20 protein-coding genes are annotated in these 24,297 nt (G+C 38.0%); 13 read left to right on the top strand and 7 right to left on the bottom strand.

Going from position 1 to position 24,297, the window contains the following annotated elements; translation table 11 throughout:
* Positions 1 to 17 precede the first annotated feature (17 nt).
* The 3 genes from LVD15_RS08010 to acpP are packed head-to-tail and all read left to right on the top strand — an operon-like array spanning position 18 to position 4,071.
* Positions 18 to 3,200, top strand: a complete 3,183-nt coding sequence (locus tag LVD15_RS08010; protein ID WP_233779780.1) for an efflux RND transporter permease subunit — start codon at positions 18 to 20, stop codon at positions 3,198 to 3,200.
* Positions 3,201 to 3,209: 9 nt separating this feature from the next.
* Positions 3,210 to 3,857: a TetR/AcrR family transcriptional regulator gene (locus LVD15_RS08015; protein ID WP_233779781.1), complete on the top strand. Its 648-nt coding sequence runs from the start codon at positions 3,210 to 3,212 to the stop codon at positions 3,855 to 3,857.
* Positions 3,826 to 4,071, top strand: a complete 246-nt coding sequence (acpP, locus tag LVD15_RS08020) for an acyl carrier protein (protein ID WP_233779782.1) — start codon at positions 3,826 to 3,828, stop codon at positions 4,069 to 4,071. The genes LVD15_RS08015 and acpP overlap by 32 nt, the downstream gene beginning before the upstream one ends.
* A 149-nt stretch (positions 4,072 to 4,220) precedes the next feature.
* On the opposite strand, the gene LVD15_RS08025 is transcribed toward acpP, so the two are convergent.
* The gene (locus tag LVD15_RS08025) at positions 4,221 to 4,604 is read right to left on the bottom strand and encodes an acyl-CoA thioesterase (protein WP_233779783.1); all 384 of its coding nucleotides are present in this window, start codon (positions 4,602 to 4,604) and stop codon (positions 4,221 to 4,223) included.
* Positions 4,605 to 4,611: 7 nt separating this feature from the next.
* Positions 4,612 to 7,119 (bottom strand): M14 family metallopeptidase, encoded by a 2,508-nt coding sequence (locus LVD15_RS08030; RefSeq protein ID WP_233779784.1) that lies wholly within the window; start codon positions 7,117 to 7,119, stop codon positions 4,612 to 4,614.
* 354 nt (positions 7,120 to 7,473) lie between these two features.
* Between LVD15_RS08030 and LVD15_RS08035 the strand changes: the two genes are divergently transcribed.
* From LVD15_RS08035 to LVD15_RS08070, 9 genes are all read left to right on the top strand, one after another.
* Entirely contained in the window at positions 7,474 to 8,352 is an 879-nt protein-coding gene (locus tag LVD15_RS08035) for a patatin-like phospholipase family protein (RefSeq protein WP_305038981.1), read from the top strand.
* Entirely contained in the window at positions 8,318 to 8,887 is a 570-nt protein-coding gene (locus LVD15_RS08040; RefSeq protein ID WP_233779785.1) for a class I SAM-dependent methyltransferase, read from the top strand. The genes LVD15_RS08035 and LVD15_RS08040 overlap by 35 nt, the downstream gene beginning before the upstream one ends.
* A gap of 62 nt (positions 8,888 to 8,949) precedes the next feature.
* Positions 8,950 to 9,474, top strand: a complete 525-nt coding sequence (locus LVD15_RS08045; RefSeq protein WP_233779786.1) for an RDD family protein — start codon at positions 8,950 to 8,952, stop codon at positions 9,472 to 9,474.
* A gap of 5 nt (positions 9,475 to 9,479) precedes the next feature.
* Positions 9,480 to 9,764: an RDD family protein gene (locus tag LVD15_RS26825; protein ID WP_255763387.1), complete on the top strand. Its 285-nt coding sequence runs from the start codon at positions 9,480 to 9,482 to the stop codon at positions 9,762 to 9,764.
* On the top strand, positions 9,764 to 9,988 hold the full coding sequence (locus LVD15_RS26830; RefSeq protein ID WP_441710150.1) for an RDD family protein: 225 nt from the start codon (positions 9,764 to 9,766) through the stop codon (positions 9,986 to 9,988). Before LVD15_RS26825 ends, LVD15_RS26830 begins: the two co-directional genes overlap by 1 nt.
* A 6-nt stretch (positions 9,989 to 9,994) precedes the next feature.
* Complete coding sequence (locus tag LVD15_RS08055; RefSeq protein ID WP_233779787.1) at positions 9,995 to 10,498, top strand: RDD family protein; 504 nt, start codon at positions 9,995 to 9,997, stop codon at positions 10,496 to 10,498.
* Between the two features lie 6 nt (positions 10,499 to 10,504).
* The gene (locus LVD15_RS08060) at positions 10,505 to 11,020 is read left to right on the top strand and encodes an RDD family protein (RefSeq protein WP_233779788.1); all 516 of its coding nucleotides are present in this window, start codon (positions 10,505 to 10,507) and stop codon (positions 11,018 to 11,020) included.
* A gap of 2 nt (positions 11,021 to 11,022) precedes the next feature.
* Positions 11,023 to 11,289 (top strand): hypothetical protein, encoded by a 267-nt coding sequence (locus LVD15_RS08065; protein ID WP_233779789.1) that lies wholly within the window; start codon positions 11,023 to 11,025, stop codon positions 11,287 to 11,289.
* A gap of 164 nt (positions 11,290 to 11,453) precedes the next feature.
* Positions 11,454 to 18,077 carry an alpha-2-macroglobulin family protein gene (locus LVD15_RS08070; RefSeq protein WP_233779790.1) on the top strand — a complete coding sequence of 2,208 codons (6,624 nt, stop codon included), beginning with the start codon at positions 11,454 to 11,456 and terminating at the stop codon, positions 18,075 to 18,077.
* Positions 18,078 to 18,203: 126 nt separating this feature from the next.
* Here LVD15_RS08070 and LVD15_RS08075 read toward each other — a convergent pair whose 3' ends face one another.
* From LVD15_RS08075 to LVD15_RS08085, 3 genes are all read right to left on the bottom strand, one after another.
* On the bottom strand, positions 18,204 to 18,404 hold the full coding sequence (locus LVD15_RS08075) for a hypothetical protein (protein WP_233779791.1): 201 nt from the start codon (positions 18,402 to 18,404) through the stop codon (positions 18,204 to 18,206).
* Positions 18,401 to 19,795 carry a radical SAM protein gene (locus LVD15_RS08080; protein ID WP_233779792.1) on the bottom strand — a complete coding sequence of 465 codons (1,395 nt, stop codon included), beginning with the start codon at positions 19,793 to 19,795 and terminating at the stop codon, positions 18,401 to 18,403. Before LVD15_RS08080 ends, LVD15_RS08075 begins: the two co-directional genes overlap by 4 nt.
* An 86-nt stretch (positions 19,796 to 19,881) precedes the next feature.
* Entirely contained in the window at positions 19,882 to 20,607 is a 726-nt protein-coding gene (locus LVD15_RS08085; protein WP_306416975.1) for a prolipoprotein diacylglyceryl transferase family protein, read from the bottom strand.
* Between the two features lie 70 nt (positions 20,608 to 20,677).
* Here LVD15_RS08085 and tnpA point away from each other — a divergent pair, with 70 nt between their 5' ends.
* On the top strand, positions 20,678 to 21,106 hold the full coding sequence (tnpA, locus tag LVD15_RS08090; protein ID WP_233776130.1) for an IS200/IS605 family transposase: 429 nt from the start codon (positions 20,678 to 20,680) through the stop codon (positions 21,104 to 21,106).
* A 561-nt stretch (positions 21,107 to 21,667) separates the two neighbouring features.
* Here tnpA and LVD15_RS08095 read toward each other — a convergent pair.
* Together LVD15_RS08095 and LVD15_RS08100 are read right to left on the bottom strand one after the other, a co-directional pair.
* On the bottom strand, positions 21,668 to 22,813 hold the full coding sequence (locus tag LVD15_RS08095) for a sensor histidine kinase (protein ID WP_233779793.1): 1,146 nt from the start codon (positions 22,811 to 22,813) through the stop codon (positions 21,668 to 21,670).
* A gap of 337 nt (positions 22,814 to 23,150) precedes the next feature.
* Positions 23,151 to 24,266 (bottom strand): phytase, encoded by a 1,116-nt coding sequence (locus LVD15_RS08100; protein WP_233779794.1) that lies wholly within the window; start codon positions 24,264 to 24,266, stop codon positions 23,151 to 23,153.
* Positions 24,267 to 24,297 lie beyond the last annotated feature (31 nt).

Raw genomic sequence — 24,297 nt, forward strand, 5'->3', positions numbered from 1 at the left:
TTTAAGACAAAGCATTTATGATAGCGAATACATTTATAAACAGGCCTATTACGGCCATTGTATCCTCCATAGTAATTGTGCTCGTCGGTATTTTGGCCATTATGAATTTACCAGTTGGTCAATATCCGGATATCACACCTCCCGTGGTACAGGTTTCAGGTACCTATACAGGAGCTGATGCACAAACAGTGGAACAAACGGTAGTTACACCTATTGAAACGCAAGTGAATGGTGTACCTGGTATGAAATATATGAGTTCTACCAGTTCTAATGATGGTTCATTTTCCATTAACGTTACTTTTGAACTGGGAACTAACGTAGATATTGCTGCACTTGACGTGCAAAACAGGTTAAGTATAGCTACGCCTATGCTTCCTTCTGAGGTACAGCGTACTGGTATTACGGTGAGGAAAAGGAACCCTACCATTTTGATGGTGGAAACTTTATATTCTCCTAATGGTACTCACGATGCTGAGTTTCTTGATAACTACAGTAACATTTACATTAAAGATGCGATCTCAAGGGTAGATGGTGTAGGTGATGTGTATGCTGTAGGGTCAGATTTTGGTATGCGTATTTGGTTAAAGCCAGATAAATTAGCTCAGCTTAATTTAAGTACTTCAGACATTACAGCAGCTATTCAGGAACAAAACGTTCAGGTAGCAGCTGGTGCAGTTGGTGCGGCTCCACAATCAAATCAACAAACTTTTGAGTTAACAGTATTTGTTAATGGCCGTTTAAAAACGCCTGAGCAGTTTGGTGATATTATCATTAAAACTAATCCGGAAGATGGTTCTTTAGTTTACATGAGAGATGTTGCCCGAATTGAATTGGGATCATTCTCTTACGGAGGTAACAGATATGTAGATGGAAAAAGAGCAGGTTTCTTGCTTATTTACCAGTCACCAGGAAGTAACGCACTAAGCACAGCAGAAGGAATATATGAAAAAATGGAAGAACTGAAAGAAACCTTCCCTGCTGATATAGACTATAAAATTCCTTTTGAATCGGTATCAGTTGTTGATATTTCTATTGAAGAGGTACTTCATACACTTGTAGAAGCTCTGATTTTGGTAACTATTGTGGTATTCTTGTTCTTACAGAACTGGAGAGCTACTGTAATACCTATGCTAGCGGTACCGGTATCCATTATTGGTACATTCTTATTCTTCATTCCTTTAGGTTTTACCATTAATACGTTAACCCTATTTGGTTTCGTGTTGGCCATTGGTATTGTGGTGGATGATGCCATTGTGGTGGTAGAGGCCGTGCAGCACTATATGGATGAATTGAAAATAGATGCTAAAGAGGCTACTAAGCGAGCTATGGCAGATATCTCAGCTCCGGTAGTGGCTATTGCCTTGGTATTGGCTGCGGTATTCGTGCCAGTAGGATTTATACCTGGTATCACCGGTCAGATGTACCAACAGTTTGCGATAACAATTGCTATTTCAGTATTGCTTTCAGCATTTATAGCACTATCACTTACACCAGCATTATGTTCTTTATTCCTAAGACCTACCGAGGTAACAGAAGACTCTAAAGGACTGAACAAATTATTCTATAAATTCAATGTTTGGTTTAACAGAGTTACTGAAAAATATGGATCAGGAGTACACAAAAGTATAAAAGGCTCTAAGCTGGTAATTATTTTACTAGTGTGTGTTTTTGTAGGTACTTATGCTCTATTCATGAAAAAGCCTACAGGTTTTATTCCTCAGGAAGATGAAGGACGTTTGTATATTTCGTTTAACTTACCTGAAGGTGCTTCTATTACCAGAACTGAAAATGTACTTGATCAGGTAATGACTGCCCTGGATTCTACTCATACAGTGGCTGACTATGCTGCTATTAGTGGACTGAACGCAGTTAGTTTCGCCAGAAAGTCAAACAGTGGTACACTATTCGTTTCATTGGCTCCATGGGAGGAAAGAACTGCTGACGATGAGCAGATTGATGCTATTGTGGCAGACTTAAATGCTAAGTTTAGTGCCATTACAGAAGCGCAAGTACTGGTTATTAAGCCACCAGCCGTACCGGGTCTTGGTAGCACCGGTGGTTTCAGTTTCATTATGGAACAGCAAGGAAGTAATGATAACGTAAGTCAGTTTGCCGGAAATGCCATGAAATTTATGATGGCGGCTAACCAAAGACCAGAAATAGGAATGGCGTATACTTTCTTCAACGCAAACACTCCAGGTATTAATATGGATGTAGATAAGAAGAAAGCCAAGAAAATGGGTGTAAGTCTTACAGAGATATACGGTACTCTACAAACCTATTTAGGAAGTAGATATGTAAATGACTTTACTCTTTATAATAGAAACTTTAGAGTGGTAGCTCAGGCGGATAGTTCATATAGAGGAGAACAAGAAGATTTAGACAAATATTATGTTCGAAATCAGAGAGGTGAAATGTTGCCTTTATCTACTTTCATTAACAGGAAGCCTGTAGAATCAGCGGCGGTTATTAACCATTATAACCTTTATAGATCAGCTGAGTTTAACGGTAACCCTGCGCCAGGTTATAGTAGTGGTGAGGCCATTCAGGCTTTGAGAGAAGTAGCAGCAGAAACTTTACCTACTGGGTACAATTATGAATTTAGTGGGTTGAGTTTAGAGGAGATACAATCAGGAGATAGTACTACTTATATATTCGGACTATCAATTGTATTCGTATTCTTATTCCTGGCAGCACTTTATGAAAGCTGGTCAGTTCCTTTCTCTGTACTGTTATCAGTGCCAGTAGGTGCACTAGGTGCGATTCTCGCTCTTACCTTGCTACCTTATCTGACTAATAACATATATGCACAAATTGGTTTGATTACACTAATTGGTTTGGCTGCTAAAAACGCCATTCTTATTGTGGAATTTGCCAAAGAACGTGTAGAAGCAGGTATGGAAATAGTAGAAGCAACGCTTGAAGCGGTTAAGTTAAGACTTAGACCTATTGTGATGACTTCATTAGCCTTCATCTTGGGTGTGTTACCGTTAGCCTTTTCTAGTGGAGCAGGTGCTGTATCTCGTAACACCATTGGTTGGACAGTGGCCGGAGGTATGTTAGCAGCTACCATATTAGGTATTTTTGTGGTGCCAGTATTGTACGTGGTAATCACTAAGTTGGCTTATGGTAAGAAAGGTTTGGCCAAACTACAAGAAGGTCATAATCCTGATGATTTCCATAAAAATCACCTCCACTAATAGCTGGAGATGAAAGAGAAGATTAAAAATGCAGCTCTTGGGTTATTTCTGAAATATGGTCCTAAGAGAACCACCATTGATGATGTAATCTGGGAGCTGCAAATTTCAAAGAAGCTGTTCTATGAGAATTATGAAAATAAAGAAGAGCTAATATCTGAGATCTTTACAGAGGTAATATCTGAAGCAAAAGCAGATTTCTGTAAGATTCAAGATGAAAATAATGACTCTTTGTTTTTACTCATGGCATGGCAATACCAGTTTTATCATTATCTGAAACAGTATAGTGAGCCCTGTATTTATGAACTCAATAAATATTATTCTCACCTGAGGGTTCAATACATCTCTTTCAGACAGAATTTGGTATTCAAGAATATGATGAAAGTGGCACAATCTTCTCAACAGCAAGGAATAATAGCTCAACACGTAAACCTTAGAATTTTTGTAGAACTACAATTATATCTCTTGGAAGAACTATTATTTGGAAGATTCAGGGAGAATAATAGACTCAATGACCGGGAACAGGATGAATATGTTAATCACATCATTACCAGTCATTGTAAAGGAATAATTAGTAAAAACCATTTCGACAAATTCGAAAATTGTAGAGATAAAGTAGAAGAAAAATATGAAGGTAATAAATACGGACTATCTAGATGAAGTTAAAAATATTTTAACTGAAGTAGGCATAGAACCTACTTCCATTACACCTGATTCAAACTTGGCAAGAGATTTGGGGTTAGACTCACTAGACCTTACAGACTTAATGATGAGGCTTGAGGTGAAATTCGGTATTCAGGTTAATGACCTTGATGCCCAACAATTAGCTACTGTAGAAGATGTGGTTAATTATTTAGAGCAGAATTTAAGCTAAATGCTTGATTACTTATATCCCAAAAAACGCCAGAGTTAATAACTCTGGCGTTTTTATTTTAATTAAAATCATTTTTTTGATTAAAAGTTACAGACTTGCATATGGAATGAAATCCCATATGGGGACAAGCTCTTATTTTAATGAGTCGGTTATTTGAACCACGTATACATTTCTTCGCTTATTCTTTTAGGGCGGTGGCTTTTAGAATCTAACGCGCACCATAATGTTCTGGCCTTAATAATTTCTTTGCCATCCTGATTTTTGATAGATACAAAACGCGGTAATTTTAAACCTTCAGCTTCTTCTACCCAGGTAGTGGAGCTAAGCAGATCTCCTACAAAGGCCGGTGCCAGATAATCTATCTCATGCCTGATCACCACCCATAAGGTGCCTTTAATCATTTCTTCATTGGCTACATTTTGCCAATGGGCTGCGGCGGTATCTTGCACATACTGAACATAGACCACGTTATTAACATGGCCCATGTGATCAATATGTTCTTCTTTTACCCTTATGTGATGTGTATATGGCATATAGGTCTTAATCCACTAAAAAAACAGCGTTAGAGAAAAGTAGTTTACCATTTTCCCAAAAAGAGCGGAATAACGGATCATCTACCAGATAAACAACATTACCTCTACCCATACTTTGCACGCCAAAAACCAGGCTGTTTTCTAGTTTTTTGGCTGCTTTATAGCCAGCGAAACCACTTATTGGCGTTGAGGCTCCTTTCAGCACTCCCACATTGCTGCCTTCTTCCAGGTAAGCATATTTGGAACTGCTGGTTTTTAGACTATAATAAGTTGCTCCATACCCATAGGCTAGTGGGTTGGTCTTATCCATATTTACTTTATAGATGGCGCCAAAAATCTCATCGCTAAGGCGTTCTCGCTCTTTTAAATTATAAGGATTCAGCTTTTCTTCCATAGTAGGTTCTGTTTCCTGAGCTTTTTTCTCCTGATCAGAATTAAACCGTTTAAGTCCGAAGCCATTTTTATCCCTGAATGTGCTAAGCGCTCCCCCAATGGCAATAAGCTTACCTCCAGACTTTACCCAGCCTTTCAGTTCTTCCATAGTTTTATCATTTAAAAAGCTATAGCCGCCAGAGGGCATAATGATAACATCATAGTCTGAAAAATTAGTGTAAGAGATATACTCAGAGCCAATATTGGTAATGGGGTAATGGATTTGCTGCTCAAAGAAATGCCATATTTCACCAAAATTTAATGAATAGATATGATCTCCTGTAATCACTGCGATTTTAGGAGCCTCTAATCTGGCAATTTCTCCAGAGCCCAGGTCTACTCCATTTTCAGAGAAGCCTGTGGTAAGACTTATTAATTGCCTTCCATACTGATCCGCCAGAGATTTTATGGTTTGGTCAAATTCGCTGCCTAGTTTCTCATTATTTCTTCTGGTAATAACTAATGCTCCGGGATCAAAACTGTGGCCTTGAATTTTTAATGGTTTGTGACTAACCCTAACATTAATTTTCTTCTGTATCGCCGCGCTCAGAAATTTCACATCTTCTACGCTTTGGTAGGGTAACACATAAGCGTATGCTCGCTTTTCAGAATTGCTTGCTTTAGCTTCTTCAAAAGTATACCCATTGCTTATGGATAGTTTTTCAGTAAGCGCATATGCATCTACACCATAGGCAAAAGGGATAGACCAAGCCGTAATATCATAAGTTAATGTATCAGAAAGTTTGGTGTTGGGTTCAAAAAGTGCGGTTAATAGCCGTGATTGTGGTTGATAGGCACTAATCACTAAATCTTTATCTGAGAGGCTAAAACTGCTTTCGGCATTAGACACATAGCTGTAGCCTTTATAGCTAGCATTTTTAGTAGCAGTGCCATATTCTATATGATTCTTATCTAAAAATTGCGTTAACGCTCTTATCTTATCCACATTGTCTGAGTGGATAACATAGCTTTTGTATTTTGAAGAAGGATTGGTTCTGTTGTTTTTAAAGTAATTTTCAAATTCACTCACCAGCTTAGTGGCATTTTTTGAGCTGATTTCTACAGTAGACAAACCCGTGGTGAAATGATGGTCAATACGATCTTTCAAAGTAAGCGTATCACCATATTCGGTAATAATTCCTAAGCCGGCATAGCCGTGGCCAGCCTGCTCGTAGGTCATGCCAATGGCTCCGTTATAAGTAGGGTAGGTGTCTCCGTAGCTGGGGTAAAGCAGATCGAAGAGCTCACGGGTAAAGTATAACCAGCCTTGCTCATCGAAATATTTAGCGTGGTTCTTTCCTATCATAGTTTGAAATTCACGCTGCCATGGCGTAATGATTTCATGAAAAGGCTCAGCCGCAGGAGCAAAATAATAGGGATTGTTAATAAACTGCTCATGGTAGTCTACATGTACGTGGGGCATCCATTGGTGGTAGATTTTAGATCTCTGCTGAGATTCTATTTGCGTTTGCCATGCCCAGTCTCGGTTCAGATCAAACAGATAATGATTTGGTCTGCCACCAGGCCACGGTTCATGGTGCTCTATGGCATCACCCAAAGGGTTAAAATTCTTATTAGCGTATTGATTATAGAAATTCACATAACGGTCTCTGCCATCAGGATTAACACAAGGATCTATGATCACCACTGTGTTTTTTAGCCAGGTTTTTGCTTTTTCTTCAGATAGTAGCGCGTAAATAGTTTTCATAGAGGCCTCTGTAGATGATGCCTCGTTGCCATGAATATTATAACTCAGCCATACTATGGCCAAATCATTTTTCTGACCTTCGCTGGCAGTAAGTCGGTTCAGATTGCTTTTACGTATTTCTTCTAGCTTATTTATATTTTCCTGAGAGGAGATAATAGCAATTTTTAGCGGCCTGTGCTCATAGGTTTCCCCATAGGTTTGAAGTGTAACATTAGGTAGAGATTCTGCCAGATATTCATAATAGTCTATTACCTGATGGTGTCTGGTAAATTGATCTCCCAAGGTATAACCCAGGAATTCATCAGGCGACTGAACGCTCTGGCCACTAGCGATGATATTTGCCATGAGCAGGCAAGCCAATAAAAGTTTTTTCATAGATGAAGGTTTAATCCATTAAATTATTTAAAAAGTCACTGGAGATCAATCATTTGAGCATATTCAATAATTATTTTCCATAAACGGAGCAGAACATGCTCTGATTGAATAGAAATAAGAAGGATTTTTTATGGTATTGAGAGGCAATTATCTGATATTTACCTGTCAGGTTTATAAGGCATAATTTCTACCTCCTGTTAGAATTTTCTAAGCATTTTAGAGCCAACGGCTCATTTTTTAACTATTGTGTTCAAGAAAATTCGCTTTTATTCAATAGATAGCTGTTTTAATAGTCAATCGTTTATATTATCTTTTGAATACCAATTTTTACTGTAACTATCTAAACCTTTACCAATGAGTAAGTCTGTAGCTTTAGTTCTTTCCAGTGGGGGTGCACGTGGCGTAGCACATATTGGTGTTATTGAAGCCTTGCTGGAGGCAGGTTATGAAATCACATCTATTTCGGGCAGTAGTATGGGGGCCGTAGTGGGCGCTGTGTACGCTGCCGGAAAGCTAAATGAATATAAGGATTGGGTCTGTAATTTTGATAAGATCGATGTTTTTAAACTTATTGATTTTACGCTCAGCACACAGGGTTTTGTACGTGGCGATCGTGTGTTTAATGAAATGAAAAAATTTATTCCCGACTGTAATATCGAAGACTTAAGCATACCCTTTGCAGCCGTAGCTACTGATATAGTTAACAGAAGGGAAGTGGTGTTTACTTCAGGTAGCGTATTTGGTGCGTTGAGAGCTTCTGCTGCTATTCCTTCAGTAATGAAACCAGCCGTTATAAATGATATAGAGTTGGTAGATGGCGGTGTACTTAACCCTATTCCTATAGACTGTGTACAAAGAAGTAATGATGATATATTGGTGGTATCTGACGTAAATGCGGCTATACCCGCTCCAGTAAAAAATAAGCAATTAGATCATAAAGGCCGCTTTTCTCCCTTAGTAGAAAAGTGGAATAGTTTCTTCCCTAAAGTAACACATAAGCAAAGAAGACTCAGTTATTTTGATTTGATAGCCAAGTCAGGAGACTTAATGCAGGACAGAATTTCAGAATATATTCTTGCTCAGACAAAGCCGGAGATATTAGTTCGTATTTCGCGGGAGACGTGTGGTACATTTGAGTTTTATAGAAGTAATGAACTTATAGATTGTGGTAAAGAGGAATTTTTAAAATCATTAGAGCATGCACTACAAGGAGTTGAATCAGACGCTGGGTAATGTAGATATTTACCTGCTAGATCAGATTTTAAAAGGAAGATTTGAAAACAAAAACCGCATTTTAGATGCCGGCTGTGGAGAAGGGCGTAACCTGACCTATTTCAATAATAACGGACATGACATTTATGGCATTGATACCAACCCAATGGCCATAAAAATGTTGCAAATGATGTATAAAGTCATTCCTAAGGATCATTTTCTTGGAGGAAGCCTGGAGGCATTACCCTGGAAAGACGAGTTTTTTGATGCTATAGTCTGTAGTGCTGTGTTACACTTTGCTAAAGATAAGGCATCTTTTAAAAAAATGATGGCCGAGCTCACCAGAGTGCTTAAGCCCCGTGGTGTCCTATTTATTAGAATGGCCTCTACCATTGGTCTGCCTTTTCCTAAAGACCCTAATTTTAGTTTTTTGATTAGTAAGGAAGATATTTATGACATGCAGAAGGAATTAGACCTGGTCAATGTGGAGCCTATTAAATCGGTTATGGTGGAAGATAAAAGGTCTATGTTGGTTTGGGTATTGGAGAAATCCTAATCTTTGATCATTCAGAAATTATTAATAGATTGACCTGAAAATCAAAACCTTATTTTTTTAACATGGAAACAAATACTTTAGATTCAACTTCACATGAAGCTCCCAGGCATATCGATTATGCTGGTTTTTGGCTCAGGTTTGTAGCTATTCTTATTGATGGTATCATAATTTGGGTAGTTATGTCATTTATAATTACCCCTATACTTGGTGTATTGGGTGTTGGCTATTTTGAAGCCATGCAAAACACGGATCCTGCTAATTATTCTGATGAAGAAATGTTCGGAATGATAGCCACTATCTGGAGTGGTATGATGGCCTCTATATTTTTGTCTCAGGCCTTATACATTTTATACTTTTCCCTAATGGAATCGAGCAGCACCCAAGGTACTTTAGGTAAGATGGCATTGGGTATAATAGTTACTGATGATAAAGGGGAAAAGCTTACTTTCGGAAAAGCTTTAGTGAGAAACCTTTGCAAAATATTATCTGCTATTATTATGTATATAGGCTATATAATAGCTGCATTTACTGATAAAAAACAGGCTTTGCATGACATAATTGCCAATACTCTTGTCATCAGAAAATAACGCCTATGGAAACAATCACTTTAGATACTCCTGAGCAGCGTTCTGACAGGCATATTGAATATGCTGGTTTCTGGCGACGTTTAGTAGCATTCGTTATTGATGTTTTAATAATATATATCCTTCAGTTTAGCATTATTTTACCTTTGATGGGCGTTATAGGGTTTACATCAGTAAACATTTTTAGAGAGGGACCTATGGAAACAACGGAAAGCACCACGTTTTTTTTTCTGGCGCGTACGTGTTGCTTAATCTCATTAATGTGGGTATCACTTGGATATACTTTGCTTTAATGGAATCAGGAGACCATCAGGCCTCTTTTGGGAAAATGACTTTAGGAATAATAGTTACAGATAAGCATGGTCAGAAGCTGACCTTTGCTAAAGCTACAGGAAGGTATTTTTCGAAATTAGTATCTTACCTTACGTTATTTGTAGGCTTTATTATGGCAGGCTTTACAGAAAAGAAACAAGCGCTGCATGATATAATAGCCGGTACTTTGGTCATTAAAAAATAAATATTGATGGAAACAACAACTTTAGATTCACCTATACAGGACAAACCGAAATACTTTGACTATGCTGGTTTTTGGCTGCGATTCATAGCTGCATTCATTGATGGCATCCTACTTACTATTATACAGTGGGCGATTTTTCTTCCTGTTTTAGGATTAATAGGTTTTGGCTCCACTAATGTTTTGGATCCTGATTCAATAGATTCAGGTATACTATCCGCGGTCTCAGGGTCTACTATCTACTTGAATTTATTTAGTATGCTATTAGGGTGGCTTTATTTTGCTTTGATGGAATCAGGCAATAACCAAGCAACCCTTGGGAAAATGGCCCTTGGTCTTAAAGTGACAGATATGCATGGAGAAAAACTCTCATTTGCTAATGCTACAGGAAGGCATTTTGCAAAAATAATCAGTTACATCATTATATTCATTGGCTTTATTATGGCAGGCTTTACAGAAAAGAAACAAGCACTGCATGATATAATGGCCGGTACTTTAGTAATTAGAAAATAAATTTTAATGGAAACAACAACTTTAGATTCACCTGTACAGAACTCACCGAAATACTTTGATTATGCTGGTTTTTGGCTTCGGTTTGTAGCTTTATTCATAGATGGAATACTTCTCTCTATTGTGCAATGGATAGTGATTCTGCCGATTATGGGATTAATTGGCTTTGGTTCAGCTGATATGATGGATCCAGATGCTATGGCTTCTGGCGACATGGATGGAATGTTTGGCATGTTGACAGGAGTGTCAATTTTCATCAACTTAATAAGTACTGTATTGGTTTGGCTCTACTTTGCATTGATGGAATCAGGCAATAACCAAGCAACCCTTGGGAAAATGGCCCTTGGTCTTAAAGTAACGGATATGCATGGAGAAAAACTCTCATTTGCTAATGCTACAGGAAGGTATTTTGCGAAAATAATCAGCTACATTATCTTGCTTATTGGCTTCATAATGGCTGCCTTTACTGAAAAGAAGCAAGCTCTACATGATATGATTGCTGGCACTTTAGTAGTTAAGAAATAACCATGGAAAATACACTTGATACCGTGAAAAGCGAAAGCAATGTTCCCGTAATGACGGTGAAAGATTGGCTACTTACTTTTTTGGTTATGATGGTACCCGTTGTGAATATTATTATGATGTTCGTATGGGCTTTCGGTGATAATACTAACAAAAATAAAGCGAACTGGGCAAAGGCCGGTCTTATCTTATCGGTGATCATTTTTGGAATATATTTGATTTTCTTCGCTCTTTTCGGTGCTGCGTTTTTCTTAGGCAATACCAGTTATTAGTGAATGATAAATTATGATAAAGAAGCTGTTTCTTTTAAAGGGACAGCTTTTTTTATGCGCTGAATATTTTTTTTATGATGCCTTTATGGAATACTTCATTTCTATGCATCTCTACTATAGTGACTTTCTAAGGCCACTGTAGTTATTAATTAACAAAAACCTCTATGATAAAATTGCTATTTACGTTCTGCACAATGCTGTTTTTACTAGGCTTCAGCTTTTTACCAGATCCTAACCCAAATGATTATGTAGAATTATGGAATAAAGTCTATGACTATGAGCTGGATGGTTTACCTAAGTCTGCTAATGAAGTGGTGGATAAAATATACCTAAAAGCTAAAAAGGATGAAAATCAGGAACAGCTAATAAAGGCGCTGATCTACCAATCTAAATTTAGCCTTGAGCTGGAAGAAAATGCTCAGTTAAAAATCGTCAAAAGATTCAAGAGTGAAATTAATTCCGCTGAAGGAGCAGCTAAAAATGTATTGGAAAGTATGCTGGCCAATATGCTGCATGATTATTTTACGCGTAATAGGTGGCGAATCTATAACCGAACCGAAACGGCAGATAAAGTTGATAGTGTTGATTTTCGTACCTGGGATCTTCGCACCTTATTAAATGAAATAAGTACTCACTATGAGTATTCGTTGCGTAATCCACCACTATTAAAAAACACATCGATTGATAAGTTTGGAGAATTGATTGAAGAAACTCCGGAATCATTAGTATACAGGCCCACATTATATGATTTTCTGGCTCATCAGGCTCTGAAATTTTATGAAACAGGGGAATCTGCTATTACCAGTCCTGCTAATAAGTTTTATATAAATGATAGTTCTTATCTTAACATTGATGAGGTGAAATTAAAATCACCAGATTCACTATCACTCGAATTTCAGGCGCTGGCTACTTACCAGCAGTTAGTTAATTTCCATAAGTCAGATGAAGACCCTTCTGCTTATATATTGGTTAGGCTGGAAGCTCTTAAATACATCTATGGTAAGGGTACTTATGATAGCAAACTGCAATTACAAAGAAGCACACTGGAGAAATTCTGGAAAAGCTATCAAGAGCATGAAGCGTCTACTTTAATAGCCTACGAATTGGCTGTAAAATATGAGGCGTCCGATAAGCCTAAGGCATTAGAGATAGCAGAAAAGGCCATTGAAAAATATCCTAAAAGTTATGGGGCCGAGCAGTGTAAAGCGCTGGTGAGCCGCATAAAAAGAAAAGAGCTGAGGCTGGAAACTGAGAAACATGTACCCATAGCAGCTCACTCTTTGATGAAAATAGAATATAAGAACCTCGATAGCCTGTATTTTAGAATATATCGTATCACGCCTGATCAGTACAAAACTTTTTATTCTCAGCATCAGGATTCAGCGTATCTGGCTAATCTTCAAAAATGGGAAACGGTAAAGACCTGGGGTATAAATCTTAAAGATTTTGGTGATTATGAAGAGCATTCTACCGAAGTGATTTTGCCCAAATTTCCCAACGGGCGTTACCTTATATTTTCAAGTGATCAACCTACCATTGATGATAATGAGCTTTATAGCTATCAGATCATTCAATATACAGATTTGGCTTTGGTACAGCATCAGGATAACAAGCAATACTATTACCATGTAATTAGCAGAACTAATGGTGAGCCGGTAAAAAATGCCAAGGTGAACCTGAAGAACAATGACCGAGAAAGTTTTATTTATGATAAATCATTTACCACTAATTCAGAGGGTGTTTTTAACTGTAATGGACCTTCTAACTATAATAGTTATGATGCCATAATAACCACTAAAAAAGATACGGCCTATTTTGATTATTATTACATGAACAAAATTCGCACAGGTAAAGAGGCTTCTGAACCGGTAGATGTAAAGGCATTTTTGTTTACTGATAGATCAATATATAGGCCTGGGCAAACAGTTTATTTCAAAGGTATACTTATTAAAAACCAGGGTAGCAGGTCATCTATAGTGCCTGATGAATATGTAGAAGTGACTCTGGAAGATGTTAATGGAGAGGAAGTAGGTGAGCTAGAATTAATGACCAATGAATATGGCTCTTTCCACGGAGAATTTATTCTGCCCAGAAGTGGACTTACAGGTAGGTACACTTTGAGTGTTGAAGAATCTTACGAGCATGATAGTCAGCTGTATGATAATATCATGAATGATTTTGAGTGGTCTGAGCATAGTATTTCGGTAGAGGAATACAAGAGGCCCCGCTTTGAAGTGGAGTTTGATGCTGTAACGCAGTCATTCAGAGTAAATGATACCATAAAGGTTTCTGGCGAGGCCGCCGCCTTTGCAGGCAGTAAGGTTACTGAGGCAAAAGTAAGCTATACCGTTACTCGCAAAGTGGAGTATCCTCGGTGGTATTATTGGAGCTATGATTACTATTTCCCTTCAACATCTGCTCAGGAAATAACACATGGCGAAACTACTACTGATGGTGCTGGTAAATATGTGATTGACTTTAAGGCCCTTCCTGATGAAACTGTTGATAAGGGAAGTTTGCCAATATTTACTTACGAGGTAAATGCCGAAGTGACTGATCTTAATGGCGAAACCAGAAGCGCTACCACTACTGTGAAAGTGGGTTATCATACCATGGTAGCTACTATGGATATTCCTGATCAATTGAAGAGAAACGATATTCCGAAGACCTTTACAGTTTCTACAGAAAATTTAAATAGTCAATTTACACCTGCTAAAGGCAGTATTAAGATTTATCGTATTATTGAAGATGATCGCATTACGCGCCCCAGGCCTTGGTCTGCACCAGATCATCAGCGGCTGACTGAGGAGGAGTTTCATAAATACTTCCCCCATGATCAGTATAATGATTTTACTCAGCAAGAAGATCAGAAGGAGTTAGTTACTACCCTGGATTTTAATACCAGTGAAAGTAAAGAAGTGAGCTGGCCCAATATGAAAAATTGGCAATTGGCTAATTATGAAATGGTGTTAAGTACCAAAGACAGTTTTGATACTGAGGTAGTAGATAAAAAAATGTTTCAACTCATTGATCCTACAGAAAAGGCTCCCGGAACTAACGATCTTTTTACCATAAACACCAATAAAAGTAGTTATCAGGTTGGCGATGAAGTGGAGCTATCTTTGGCTAGTGCTGCTGATGAGGTATTTGTAACCATTTTTATAGAAAAGGAACATAAAGTGGTGGAGCAAAGAGTGATTAGACTTAGGAATGAAGTTAAAACCATAAAAATACCGATAGAAGCAGCGGATCTGGGTGGGTTTGCCATTCAGTATTATTACGCATGTTACAATTCTTTTGCAGCCAATAGCATGACTATTCCTGTAACAAGGAAGATTCCTAAGTTGGCTATTGAAACTTCAGTTTTTAGAGATAAACTACAACCGGGGACTGAAGAAACCTGGAAGTTTAAAGTGTTGGGTGAAAACAACGAAAAAGTATCTGCGGAGCTATTGGCCAGTATGTATGATGCCTCGCTTGATCAGTTTAAGTCACACGAATGGAGGTTTAGACCCTACCAAACTAATAACTACTATACTTATACCAATAGTACCGCCAGACAATCTTTTGGAAGTGCACGAGCAACTATAAGAAATAGGAGATCATTATACCCAACGCCTAATCAGCTTCAGCATGATGATTTCTATTGGTTTGGTTTCAGTTTTAATAATAACCGATATGCTAATAATCGCTATTTAAGTTTATTGAAGAGTGTAAGACAGTTTGAGAGTAATGAATCAGTAACTGAAGCAGTTTTTGATAAAAGTATAACAGTAGGTTACGTGGAGGGTGTGGTAAGAAACAATGCCGGAGATCCTTTGCCTGGAGTCAATATAATTGTTAAGGGTACTAATCAGGGAACCGTTACTAATATGGATGGCCGTTACTCAATAAAAGCAAGTAAAAAAGATGTATTGGTCTTTAGCTTTGTTGGCTACAATTCTACTGAGGTATTAGTTAATGATAAAAACAAGATTAATGCAATACTTGGAGAAGATGTAAGCCAGCTATCTGAAGTGGTGGTGGTAGGTTATGGCATGAGTACAAAGAGGTCACTTACAGGTTCTCTTCAAAAAGTAATTCGAACTCCAAGATTTAGAGAGGAAGCAGATGCAGATGAAATTGCCGATGAAGAATCAATAGAGGAGGAAATCATTTTCGAAGAGGCTCCACAAGAGGATATTGTAGCATCACTTCAAGGGAAAGTTGCTGGCGTACAGATCAGAGGAGCATCATCAATAATGAATGACAATTCGGAGGCACTTTTCGTGTTGGATGGTAAGGTGGTTAGTAAAGATGAGATTAACCCGAAAGACTTGGCTAGTGCTAAAATGCTTACAGGTGATGAGGCTACTGCGCTCTACGGATCGAGGGCAGCTAATGGTGTTATTATCTTTACCAGCAAGGCAGCTTTAGAAGAGGAGCTCTCACAAGTACAAGCACGAACAAATCTTAAGGAAACGGCATTCTTTTTTCCTCAGTTGAGAACGGATGAAAATGGAGAAATAAGTTTTGAGTTTACCGCCCCAGAAGCGCTCACCCGCTGGAAACTGCAACTTTTAGCTCATGATAAGGACCTTCATATTGGTCAGAAAACATTACAGGCTGTAACCCAAAAAGAGTTGATGGTAACGCCTAATGCTCCCCGCTTTTTGCGCGAAAGCGATGAAATCATAATTGCCGCAAAAATAAGCAGCCTATCAGATGAAGCACTACAGGGCTTTGCTGCTTTGCAGTTATATGATGCTACTACCGGTGAGAGCATTGATCAAAAATTGTCGCTAGAGGATAAAACCAAAAATTTTGAAATTAAACCCAAAGGCAACACTTCAGTTTATTGGAGGTTAAGTATACCTGCTGGTTTGCAAGCGGTAGAATATAAGGTAGTGGCTAAGGCAGGTAACTTTTCTGATGGAGAGCAAAGTGTACTGCCGGTTTTAACCAATCGTATGCTGGTAACAGAAACCATGTCTATGGATGTGCAGTCGGGAGAATCTAAAACTTTTACGCTTGATAAGCTCAAGAACAATACTTCTAAAACCTTGACACACCATAAGCTAACTTTAGAGATAACCTCTAATCCTGCCTGGTATGCGGTGCAAGCGCTTCCTTATCTGATGGAATATCCTTATGAATGTGCTGAGCAGACCTTTAGTAGGTTTTATGCCAATAGTTTGGGTTCGCATATTGTCAACGCCAATCCTAAAATCGCGAAGGTATTTGATCAATGGAAGGAGGCTGATGCTTTGGTAAGTGCGTTAGAGAAAAATGAAGAGCTCAAGTCTCTGATTATCTCCGAAACACCATGGCTGCGAGATGCTGAGAATGAAACTGAGCAGAAAAAGCGCATAGCTTTACTTTTTGATCTCAATCATATGCAAGATCAGCAAACTGCAGTAGTGAATAAGCTCAAGCAAATGCAATTTGAAAATGGTGGCTTCCCTTGGTTTGCAGGCAGTGATAGGGCTAACCGATATATTACCCAGCACATTATAACAGGGATAGCACATCTGCAAAAGTTGGGCGTGGAAGTGGATGACCTTGATGAGGTGGTGAAAAAGGCAATGCCTTATTTAGAGTCTGAGCTTATTGATGATTATAAAGAACTGATCAAGTATTCTAAAATGAGTAAGGCTGCTAAAAAGTATATGACTGAAAAACATGTAAGGCCTATTCACATTCAATACTTGTATTTGAGAAGCTTTTATCCTGATCAAAAAGTAAGTGATAAACTTCAACCGGCCCTCGATTACTATAAAGGCCAGGCCAAAGAATTTTGGAAAGATGAACGGCTTATGCAGCAAGGCATGATTGCGCTTATACATCACAGAAGTGGAGAGGATAAGCTTGCTAATGTTATTTTAAAATCATTAGATGAGCGCAGTATTAACAGCGAGGAAAGGGGCATGTATTGGAAGGCTAACGAAAGCAGTTATTTCTGGTATCAGGCACCTATTGAGACGCAGGCATTAATGATTGAAGTATTTACAGAACTTGGTGGAGTTGATCAACAGAAAAATGTTGATAACCTCAAATTATGGTTATTGAAACACAAACAAACCAATCAATGGAGTTCTACAAAAGCCACTACTGAGGCAGTATACGCACTTTTACTTCAACGGAGTAGCTGGCTAGATGTAAATGAAACCTTAGAAGTAAAGCTGGGTAAGCAAGCAGTAGACCTTAAAAATAATGACGGCAGCACGCCAGAAGCTGGTACCGGCTATATTAAAAAAGCTTATGATGGCGCTGAAATTACGCCATCTATGGCCGAGGTAACACTTACTAAAAAGGATAAGGGAGTAGCCTGGGGAGCTTTGTATTGGCAATATTTTGAAAATCTGGATAAGATTACTTCGGCTTCTTCTCCGCTTTCATTGACAAAGAAGGTATTTAAAGTGGTAAATACTGATACCGGAGAAAAATTGGAAGACCTTTCAGCTAACGGATTACAAGTAGGGGACCGCATCAGAGTGCGCATAGAGCTAAAGGTAGATCGTGAAATGGACTTTGTGCACATGAAAGATATGCGAGCCTCCGGTCTGGAACCTATCAATGTGCTTTCACTCTTTAAATATCAAGATGGACTGGGCTACTATGAAAGCACCCGAGATGCTAGTACCAATTTCTTCTTTGAGCACCTGACCAAAGGCGTATTTGTATTTGAGTATGACCTGAGAGCTAACAATGCGGGTGACTTTAGTAATGGAATTACCTCCATCCAATGTATGTATGCACCGGAGTTTAGCAATCATAGTGAGGGGATAAGGTTGGAGATTGAGCAATAGTATGAGGCTTTATCAAAGGCAATCATTAAATCAGATTCACACAGTCTTCTCTATATTAGTAGAGAATGCGATTCAAGTGCTTGAATTTCATCTTCACTAGTAAAAATGCTTTTGATATAGCTTGATTTAGCCTGCCAAGAGAGTTCCGCAGATCCCTCCAGCAACGAGTAAATAAAGAGCGCTTAAAGTAAAAAGTACTTTAGCGCTTTTATTACTATTTCTCTTAACAGCAAACCCAATAATGGCCAGTAATAAAGGAGGGCCAAATATGATGGCTGCGAAAAAATATATAAAACCATTTAGGTTCATGTTATCTATAAGTATCATATTTCCTGATTTTGAAGTTGTTTTAAATATTCTTTTTTATCATCTCGGTAGAAGAGGTTCATGGTTTCAAAAGGTATGATTTTATTGTCTTTATCCACAATATGAACACATGACTTTTTAATCGCTCTTACATCAAAATTGTGTGCATCTACAAACTGCATTATGATAACTCTAAACAGATTGTTGTAACTCAGGGTTGGAGCATCTATCTGTGGCAGGCAGCAGAGAATAGAATGAAGCTTTTCTGTAGCGCCATCTACGGAGTTGCCAGTGCTAAAAAGTTCTATCATTTTGCCTTGCAGGTGCTCATCTTGTTCGTACACAATAGTATTTCGGCTATTATCTAGTAAATCTGCGGGGTTAATGTATCTGGTTAATGGAAATACTTCATCACCCAGTTTGAGAGCATAGCCCATGACCAAAGCATCAGGATTGCATGGCACAGGAATAAGATCATCTCCATTAAACACGGAAGTCTGTTCTAAAATTTTCCGTCGAACTTCAGTAAGTGTTATCCTGTCTGTTTCTGAATTGAAATTTTCTAGCCTGCCAGCGATTTGTGTGGGTTGAAATGTTACGCCTCTTACACATTTCTGCTTCAAAGCGAAGTCAATGGTTTTACCCATTTCTTCATCGTTGAGGCCTTTTTGTAAGGTTACTACTAGGGTAGTGGATAAGTTTAATTCATTCAGATTTTCCAGTGCCTGTTCTCTAATCTTCCATAAATCAGCGCCACTCAGAGTTTGTAGGGCTTCATTTTTGAAAGAGTCAAATTGTAAGTAGAGCTCAAAGTCAGGCATATAAGTTGCCAATCTTTTCGCAAACTCAAAATCTTTGGCTATTTGTACGCCGTTAGTATTCACCATCAGGTGCCTTATGGGCAATGTTTTGGCATAATCCAGAATCTCAAAAAACTCAGGGTGAATAGTAGGCTCTCCACCACTTATTTGAACTACATCTGGCTCTTTTTCATTTTTCACTATGGCATCTAACATAGCTTTCACTTCCTCTAGCGTACGGTGCCTACCATAAGTGGGCGAAGAACCTGCATAACATGTAGGACAACTAAGGTTGCACCTATCAGTGATTTCTACCACGGTAAGGCAAGAATGCTGTTCATGATCAGGACACAAACCACAGTCATAAGGACAGCCATAATCCGTTTTGGTATTAAACCGATGAGGCATTTCTGATGGCTTATTGTAATTCCTGATATTTTTATAATACTCTATATCATCAGCAATAAGCACTTTAGAATTACCATGCTCAGCACACCTTTTGAGCATATATACATTGCCGTCTTCAAAAACTATTTTGGCATCTACCCGCTTCAGGCATTCCGGACACAGGCTAAGCGTAAAATCGTAATATGTATATTTTCTGACAGGCATTTTTTCTTCTAAAAACCGTATAATAATTTATTTTGCCAATAAGACAGCGTTTTATTTGTAATATTATTTTAAGGCTCAGCTATAAATTAAATATTGATATTTGGCTCTTTAGTAAATATCTGACGCTCCCACCTTCTAAAAGGTAAGTAATAGGCCCAGCAAACAATGCATAACCATTGAATACTACTCAGGCCGAGCACAAAGAAGAGATTTGGTTTCATAAACTCAATCATGAATCTGAAGCCGAAGTAGCTGATCATGAAAATTTTAAAAACCATACCGCTTCTGTAGATTTGCCTGTCTTGAATATGTTTGATAATGATAAAAAGGATGATAAGAAAAACTAATTCATAAAGGGCGATAGGGTGCCTCATTATGCCATCTCCTAAATCCATGCCGGTGAAAAATGAGGTTTCTAATCCATAGGTAAATTCGTCTGTTCCGGATAGGAAACAACCGATCCTTCCTATGAAAATACCTAAGATAATAGGCAAAGTGAACAGATCACCGGAGCGCTGCTTTTCACCGATAATCTTTTTCGCCAGCTCTACACCTAAGAGGCCACCGAATAGGCCGCCCATAATTGTCTTTAAATTCCACAAGGTGATAATATCTTTCCAAGAAAGGTCAAAAAGGGGATTTTCTAAAAATCCAATGAGCCGGGACCCTACCAGTGCACCTATAGTTGCACCTAAAATTATACTGAGCCTGTTGTTGGATGAAATCGTATCCTGAGATCGTTTTCTCAAGTAAAGGTAGTACCTGAAGGCAATGAAAAAGGCCAGATATTCTGTGAGGAGATGTACATTAATGTCACACTCTGGGAATGGGAGAAAATCCCTCGCCTTTAGGCGAAGACTTTAGTATTTGCGATATTTCCCTATGGAAAACTACAGAAAAGGGTCTCACACCTTGTTTGATTTGAAATATCATATAGTTTGGGTAACGAAATATCGCAAGCAAGTTTTGGTAGGAGCAGTGGCAGAGCGAAGTAGAGAGTTGATACGAGAGATTTGTAAATCGAATGAAGTAGAAATAGTAAAAGGTCATGTGTCACAGGACCATATACATTTGTTTGTATCCGTACCTCCCAAACTGTCAATAAGTAAGCTCATGCAATATATAAAAGGGAAAACCTCACATAAGTTACTATTTGAGTTTAAGCATTTACAGCGACAGTTTTGGGGTAAGCACATTTGGGCGCGAGGCTATTTTGCAGTAACAAGTGGGAATGTGACAGATGAAATAATAATGCAGTATATAGAGAATCAGGATATTGAAGATAAAGACGATAATTTTAAAATTAGCTAGTGACTTTAGCCGCCTTTAGGCGGAATCAAATCTACCGGCTTTTAGCCGGTTAGTTATTTAATACTATGGCCTGCAACTGTAGGGTGATAGGGGATAGACATGGTGCTTTCTGTATAAAACTCCTCTTACTGCTGTGTAATATTAGTGATAATTTTAATTGACATCATTTTATAACGCATATTAGTTGCACTGAACTAATTAATTTTTCATAATAATATTTTTTTAAAAAAAGCCTCTTTTGTTAGTCAGTAAATACAAAAATCTATTCGTCAGTAGGTTTATATGAAAAGTAATAGGTAGCACTATTTTACAGGCTTTCCATTACAATTGGCAGGATTCCAGCTGGGCCTTTTAGATATTACCCTTTCGTGAAAAATATTGATTTTCAAAATGAAAGATTTTTTATCCTTTGGCCATAGAGCTTACTGCGCAGAGTAGAAAAAAAGATAGCTGTTTTATCATTTTAAATAAACTTAGAGGCTAATTTATAAAATAGCTTTAGACACTGAGAGTTGTTAAGAAAAGCTTGATGTGAGCTATTCATAAATAAGTTTTTCTTGACTAGGCAAAAGCAAGACCGGCTCTTTTTTTGCCCTTTTGGTTGTAATACTTATAAAGTTTAGCAGTAAAAGTGGTGCCTTTATCAGAATTACTTTCGATGGAAATTTCTCCGCCATGTGCTGATACCACCATTTGTACTAAGGTAAGGCCCATTCCCCAGCTGGCTAGTCTCATGTCTGTGGGCGACCCGTTACTTTTAAGGAAGTTAAATATCTCTTTCTGTTTTTCTTTAGCTATGGGATTGCCATGGTTATGCACACTTATACATACTACATCTGCCTCATCTTTTACTTTTATGGTTATGGGTAAGCTAGCATTACCATATTTAATAGCATTGGTAATGAGATTTTCCAGCATTCTACGAATAGCCGTACCATCAAAAATTCCTATTATACCCTGATCAGGGACATCCATAATTATTTCACAAGAATATATGTCTTGCGCTTCTTTATAGATCCATTCTATATCATGTAAGATGTTTTCTTCTGTGAAATTTAGCATCATGCCTTCTCCTGATTTTATACTTATGGTATCAAGCAGTCCTTCGGCAAGTTTGAGTGTTTTTTTAATGCTTCTAATTGATGTGCGTTGTAACTTGATAAAGGTCTCATCATCTAAGTTTTTCTCCATCATCTCTGCTGAAAGCAGAGCTACAGTGAGAGGATTGCGTATGTCATGCGCTAATGTGCCCATTAGCTTTGTCTGCATCTTTTGAATAGATTCAGTGAATGACTCTACTGATTTCAAGATACATGTTTCAATTACATATTTTAATAAATTAGAAACGGGGATACTGAGTAGGTTATTTTGTGCTAGAAAGTCACTTAAAGTCCGGTGAAAGATGATATATTCATGCACTACCTGTCCTTGTGTATATGAAGTACTAGCGGAACGATGTCTCCCATGGTTAATGCTGTTAGTGAGTATTTCATTATATGTGGTGTCATCAGAGATTTCAGCTTCATTTTTAAATTCACTATATCTCTCTAGAATATCGGCAATATCATTAATAATATTAGGGAGGTGATCATATAACTCTATATTATTAGCTTGGTTAGAAGCAAATACCTTGTTTGTTACGCTTTCTTTCCATATAGTCATAATGGATGATATATTATCCTTTAGACACTCAGAGGCTTGTTTCATACGAATTCTATTCAAAAGTTATTTTATTATCTGCCCAACATAACATTGAAATATTTGGCAGTATGCAAACGCTTCTGCCAAGCTAAGGCTTATATAGTGCCTTTTCTTAGATTTATCTCTTTTATTAATTAGAACGCTAGCCGTTTCCAAGAATACTATTTGGTCTGTTTTAGTTCCAATAGTATGTGAAATAATTAATTGAGTTGTGTGTCAACCTGTGAGCAGGATTCAACTATGTGGTGGCAGTACTAGAGAACGGCGGCAAGGGGTGGTAAACCCCGGGTGACCATTTGCAATGAAAGTGGCCACCCTCCTTATGGGTCAAACAAGGAATGTTTTATTTCTGGGCTGTAGCCTTATCTTCTTCTGGTTTTACTTTACGCCAGTCGTAGATCTGAAAGGTTTTGTCATCAGACATAGCTACAAAGAAGCCTTCAGGATATTTATCGCCTATAGCTACATTAGTTACTTCATTACCATCGCTTTCTAAAGTGGAGGCGTATAATGATTTTACCAGCTTATGCTCATGAGGATTTCCCTCACTTCCTTCTCTGGTGAAAAAGTGAAATATATTGGCTGCCTGGTCTGAAACTATAATATAACCAGTGCCATCATCATGCTTGTAGATAGAAATGCCTTCGTTATCTTCTGTGAATAAGTCTCCGTTTCCGAAAAGAGCAAGTTCTACATTAGAGCTGTCTGGGTGGGCATAATATTTTTTTACACCTACTCCTTCGTCAGAATAGTAAACATAGCCTTTTTCTGAGTCTACTGCTATGGCTTCTATTTCACGACCAGCGTAAGAACCGAACTTTCTCACTAATGTGCCCTTTACATTACCATTACCATCATCTTCAAGAAGGTATTGCCATAGATAGGTGCCATCTTTAGGTCCATCTTTTCTACCAGCTATGGCATAAATATTACCAGTAGCAGGATCAGTGTACATAGATATTCCCATAGGGCCTCTTAGTTTTTCTCCTTTAAAGATTTCAATGCCTCCGTTATCCACAGGCTTCATTTCTGGTAAAGAGAAAATTCTGAGTGAGTTAGTATATCTTTCAGTACAAACGGCTATATCAGTTGCTTTTCCATTCAGCTTTAGGCCATAAGCAATGTCTACATTGTTAGGACGAGCGATATTTTCAATGGTTTTATCTCTAAGGATTTTCCCTTCCAAATTGAAAACGAATAAAGCACCATCTCCATCATCACCACCTTTATCTGTACCTACAATCAGGCTTTCTTCCGGGTTTTCCGGATTTATCCAGATGGCAGGATCATCAGTATCATGCTTTACCAGCTCAGTAGTTACATCAGGCGTTACTTTAGAAATTTCCTCCTGCTCTACTTCTTTAGCCTCTGCCTCTTCCTTTTGCTCCTGCTTAGGGTTGTTACATGCCCAACCTAAGGATAAAACTAATGCTGTATAAATACTTAGTTTAATATTCATTTGGTTAAATTTTATTGTATGGGATTAAAAA

The sequence above is a fragment of the Fulvivirga maritima genome (genome assembly GCF_021389955.1).
GTDB lineage: Bacteria > Bacteroidota > Bacteroidia > Cytophagales > Cyclobacteriaceae > Fulvivirga > Fulvivirga maritima.

Excerpts from the sequence above, each read along its gene's own strand:
- LVD15_RS08095 (WP_233779793.1), bottom strand. The coding sequence starts at position 22,813 with ATGAAACAAGCCTCTGAGTGTCTAAAGGATAATATATCATCCATTATG.
- LVD15_RS08040 (WP_233779785.1), top strand. The coding sequence starts at position 8,318 with ATGCACTACAAGGAGTTGAATCAGACGCTGGGTAATGTAGATATTTAC.
- LVD15_RS08055 (WP_233779787.1), top strand. The coding sequence starts at position 9,995 with ATGGAAACAACAACTTTAGATTCACCTATACAGGACAAACCGAAATAC.
- LVD15_RS08065 (WP_233779789.1), top strand. The coding sequence starts at position 11,023 with ATGGAAAATACACTTGATACCGTGAAAAGCGAAAGCAATGTTCCCGTA.
- LVD15_RS08070 (WP_233779790.1), top strand. The coding sequence starts at position 11,454 with ATGATAAAATTGCTATTTACGTTCTGCACAATGCTGTTTTTACTAGGC.
- LVD15_RS08080 (WP_233779792.1), bottom strand. The coding sequence starts at position 19,795 with ATGCCTGTCAGAAAATATACATATTACGATTTTACGCTTAGCCTGTGT.
- LVD15_RS08025 (WP_233779783.1), bottom strand. The coding sequence starts at position 4,604 with ATGCCATATACACATCACATAAGGGTAAAAGAAGAACATATTGATCAC.
- LVD15_RS08045 (WP_233779786.1), top strand. The coding sequence starts at position 8,950 with ATGGAAACAAATACTTTAGATTCAACTTCACATGAAGCTCCCAGGCAT.
- acpP (WP_233779782.1), top strand. The coding sequence starts at position 3,826 with ATGAAGGTAATAAATACGGACTATCTAGATGAAGTTAAAAATATTTTA.
- LVD15_RS26825 (WP_255763387.1), top strand. The coding sequence starts at position 9,480 with ATGGAAACAATCACTTTAGATACTCCTGAGCAGCGTTCTGACAGGCAT.
- LVD15_RS08100 (WP_233779794.1), bottom strand. The coding sequence starts at position 24,266 with ATGAATATTAAACTAAGTATTTATACAGCATTAGTTTTATCCTTAGGT.
- LVD15_RS08075 (WP_233779791.1), bottom strand. The coding sequence starts at position 18,404 with ATGATACTTATAGATAACATGAACCTAAATGGTTTTATATATTTTTTC.
- tnpA (WP_233776130.1), top strand. The coding sequence starts at position 20,678 with ATGGAAAACTACAGAAAAGGGTCTCACACCTTGTTTGATTTGAAATAT.
- LVD15_RS08015 (WP_233779781.1), top strand. The coding sequence starts at position 3,210 with ATGAAAGAGAAGATTAAAAATGCAGCTCTTGGGTTATTTCTGAAATAT.
- LVD15_RS08035 (WP_305038981.1), top strand. The coding sequence starts at position 7,474 with ATGAGTAAGTCTGTAGCTTTAGTTCTTTCCAGTGGGGGTGCACGTGGC.
- LVD15_RS08010 (WP_233779780.1), top strand. The coding sequence starts at position 18 with ATGATAGCGAATACATTTATAAACAGGCCTATTACGGCCATTGTATCC.
- LVD15_RS08060 (WP_233779788.1), top strand. The coding sequence starts at position 10,505 with ATGGAAACAACAACTTTAGATTCACCTGTACAGAACTCACCGAAATAC.
- LVD15_RS26830 (WP_441710150.1), top strand. The coding sequence starts at position 9,764 with ATGGAATCAGGAGACCATCAGGCCTCTTTTGGGAAAATGACTTTAGGA.
- LVD15_RS08030 (WP_233779784.1), bottom strand. The coding sequence starts at position 7,119 with ATGAAAAAACTTTTATTGGCTTGCCTGCTCATGGCAAATATCATCGCT.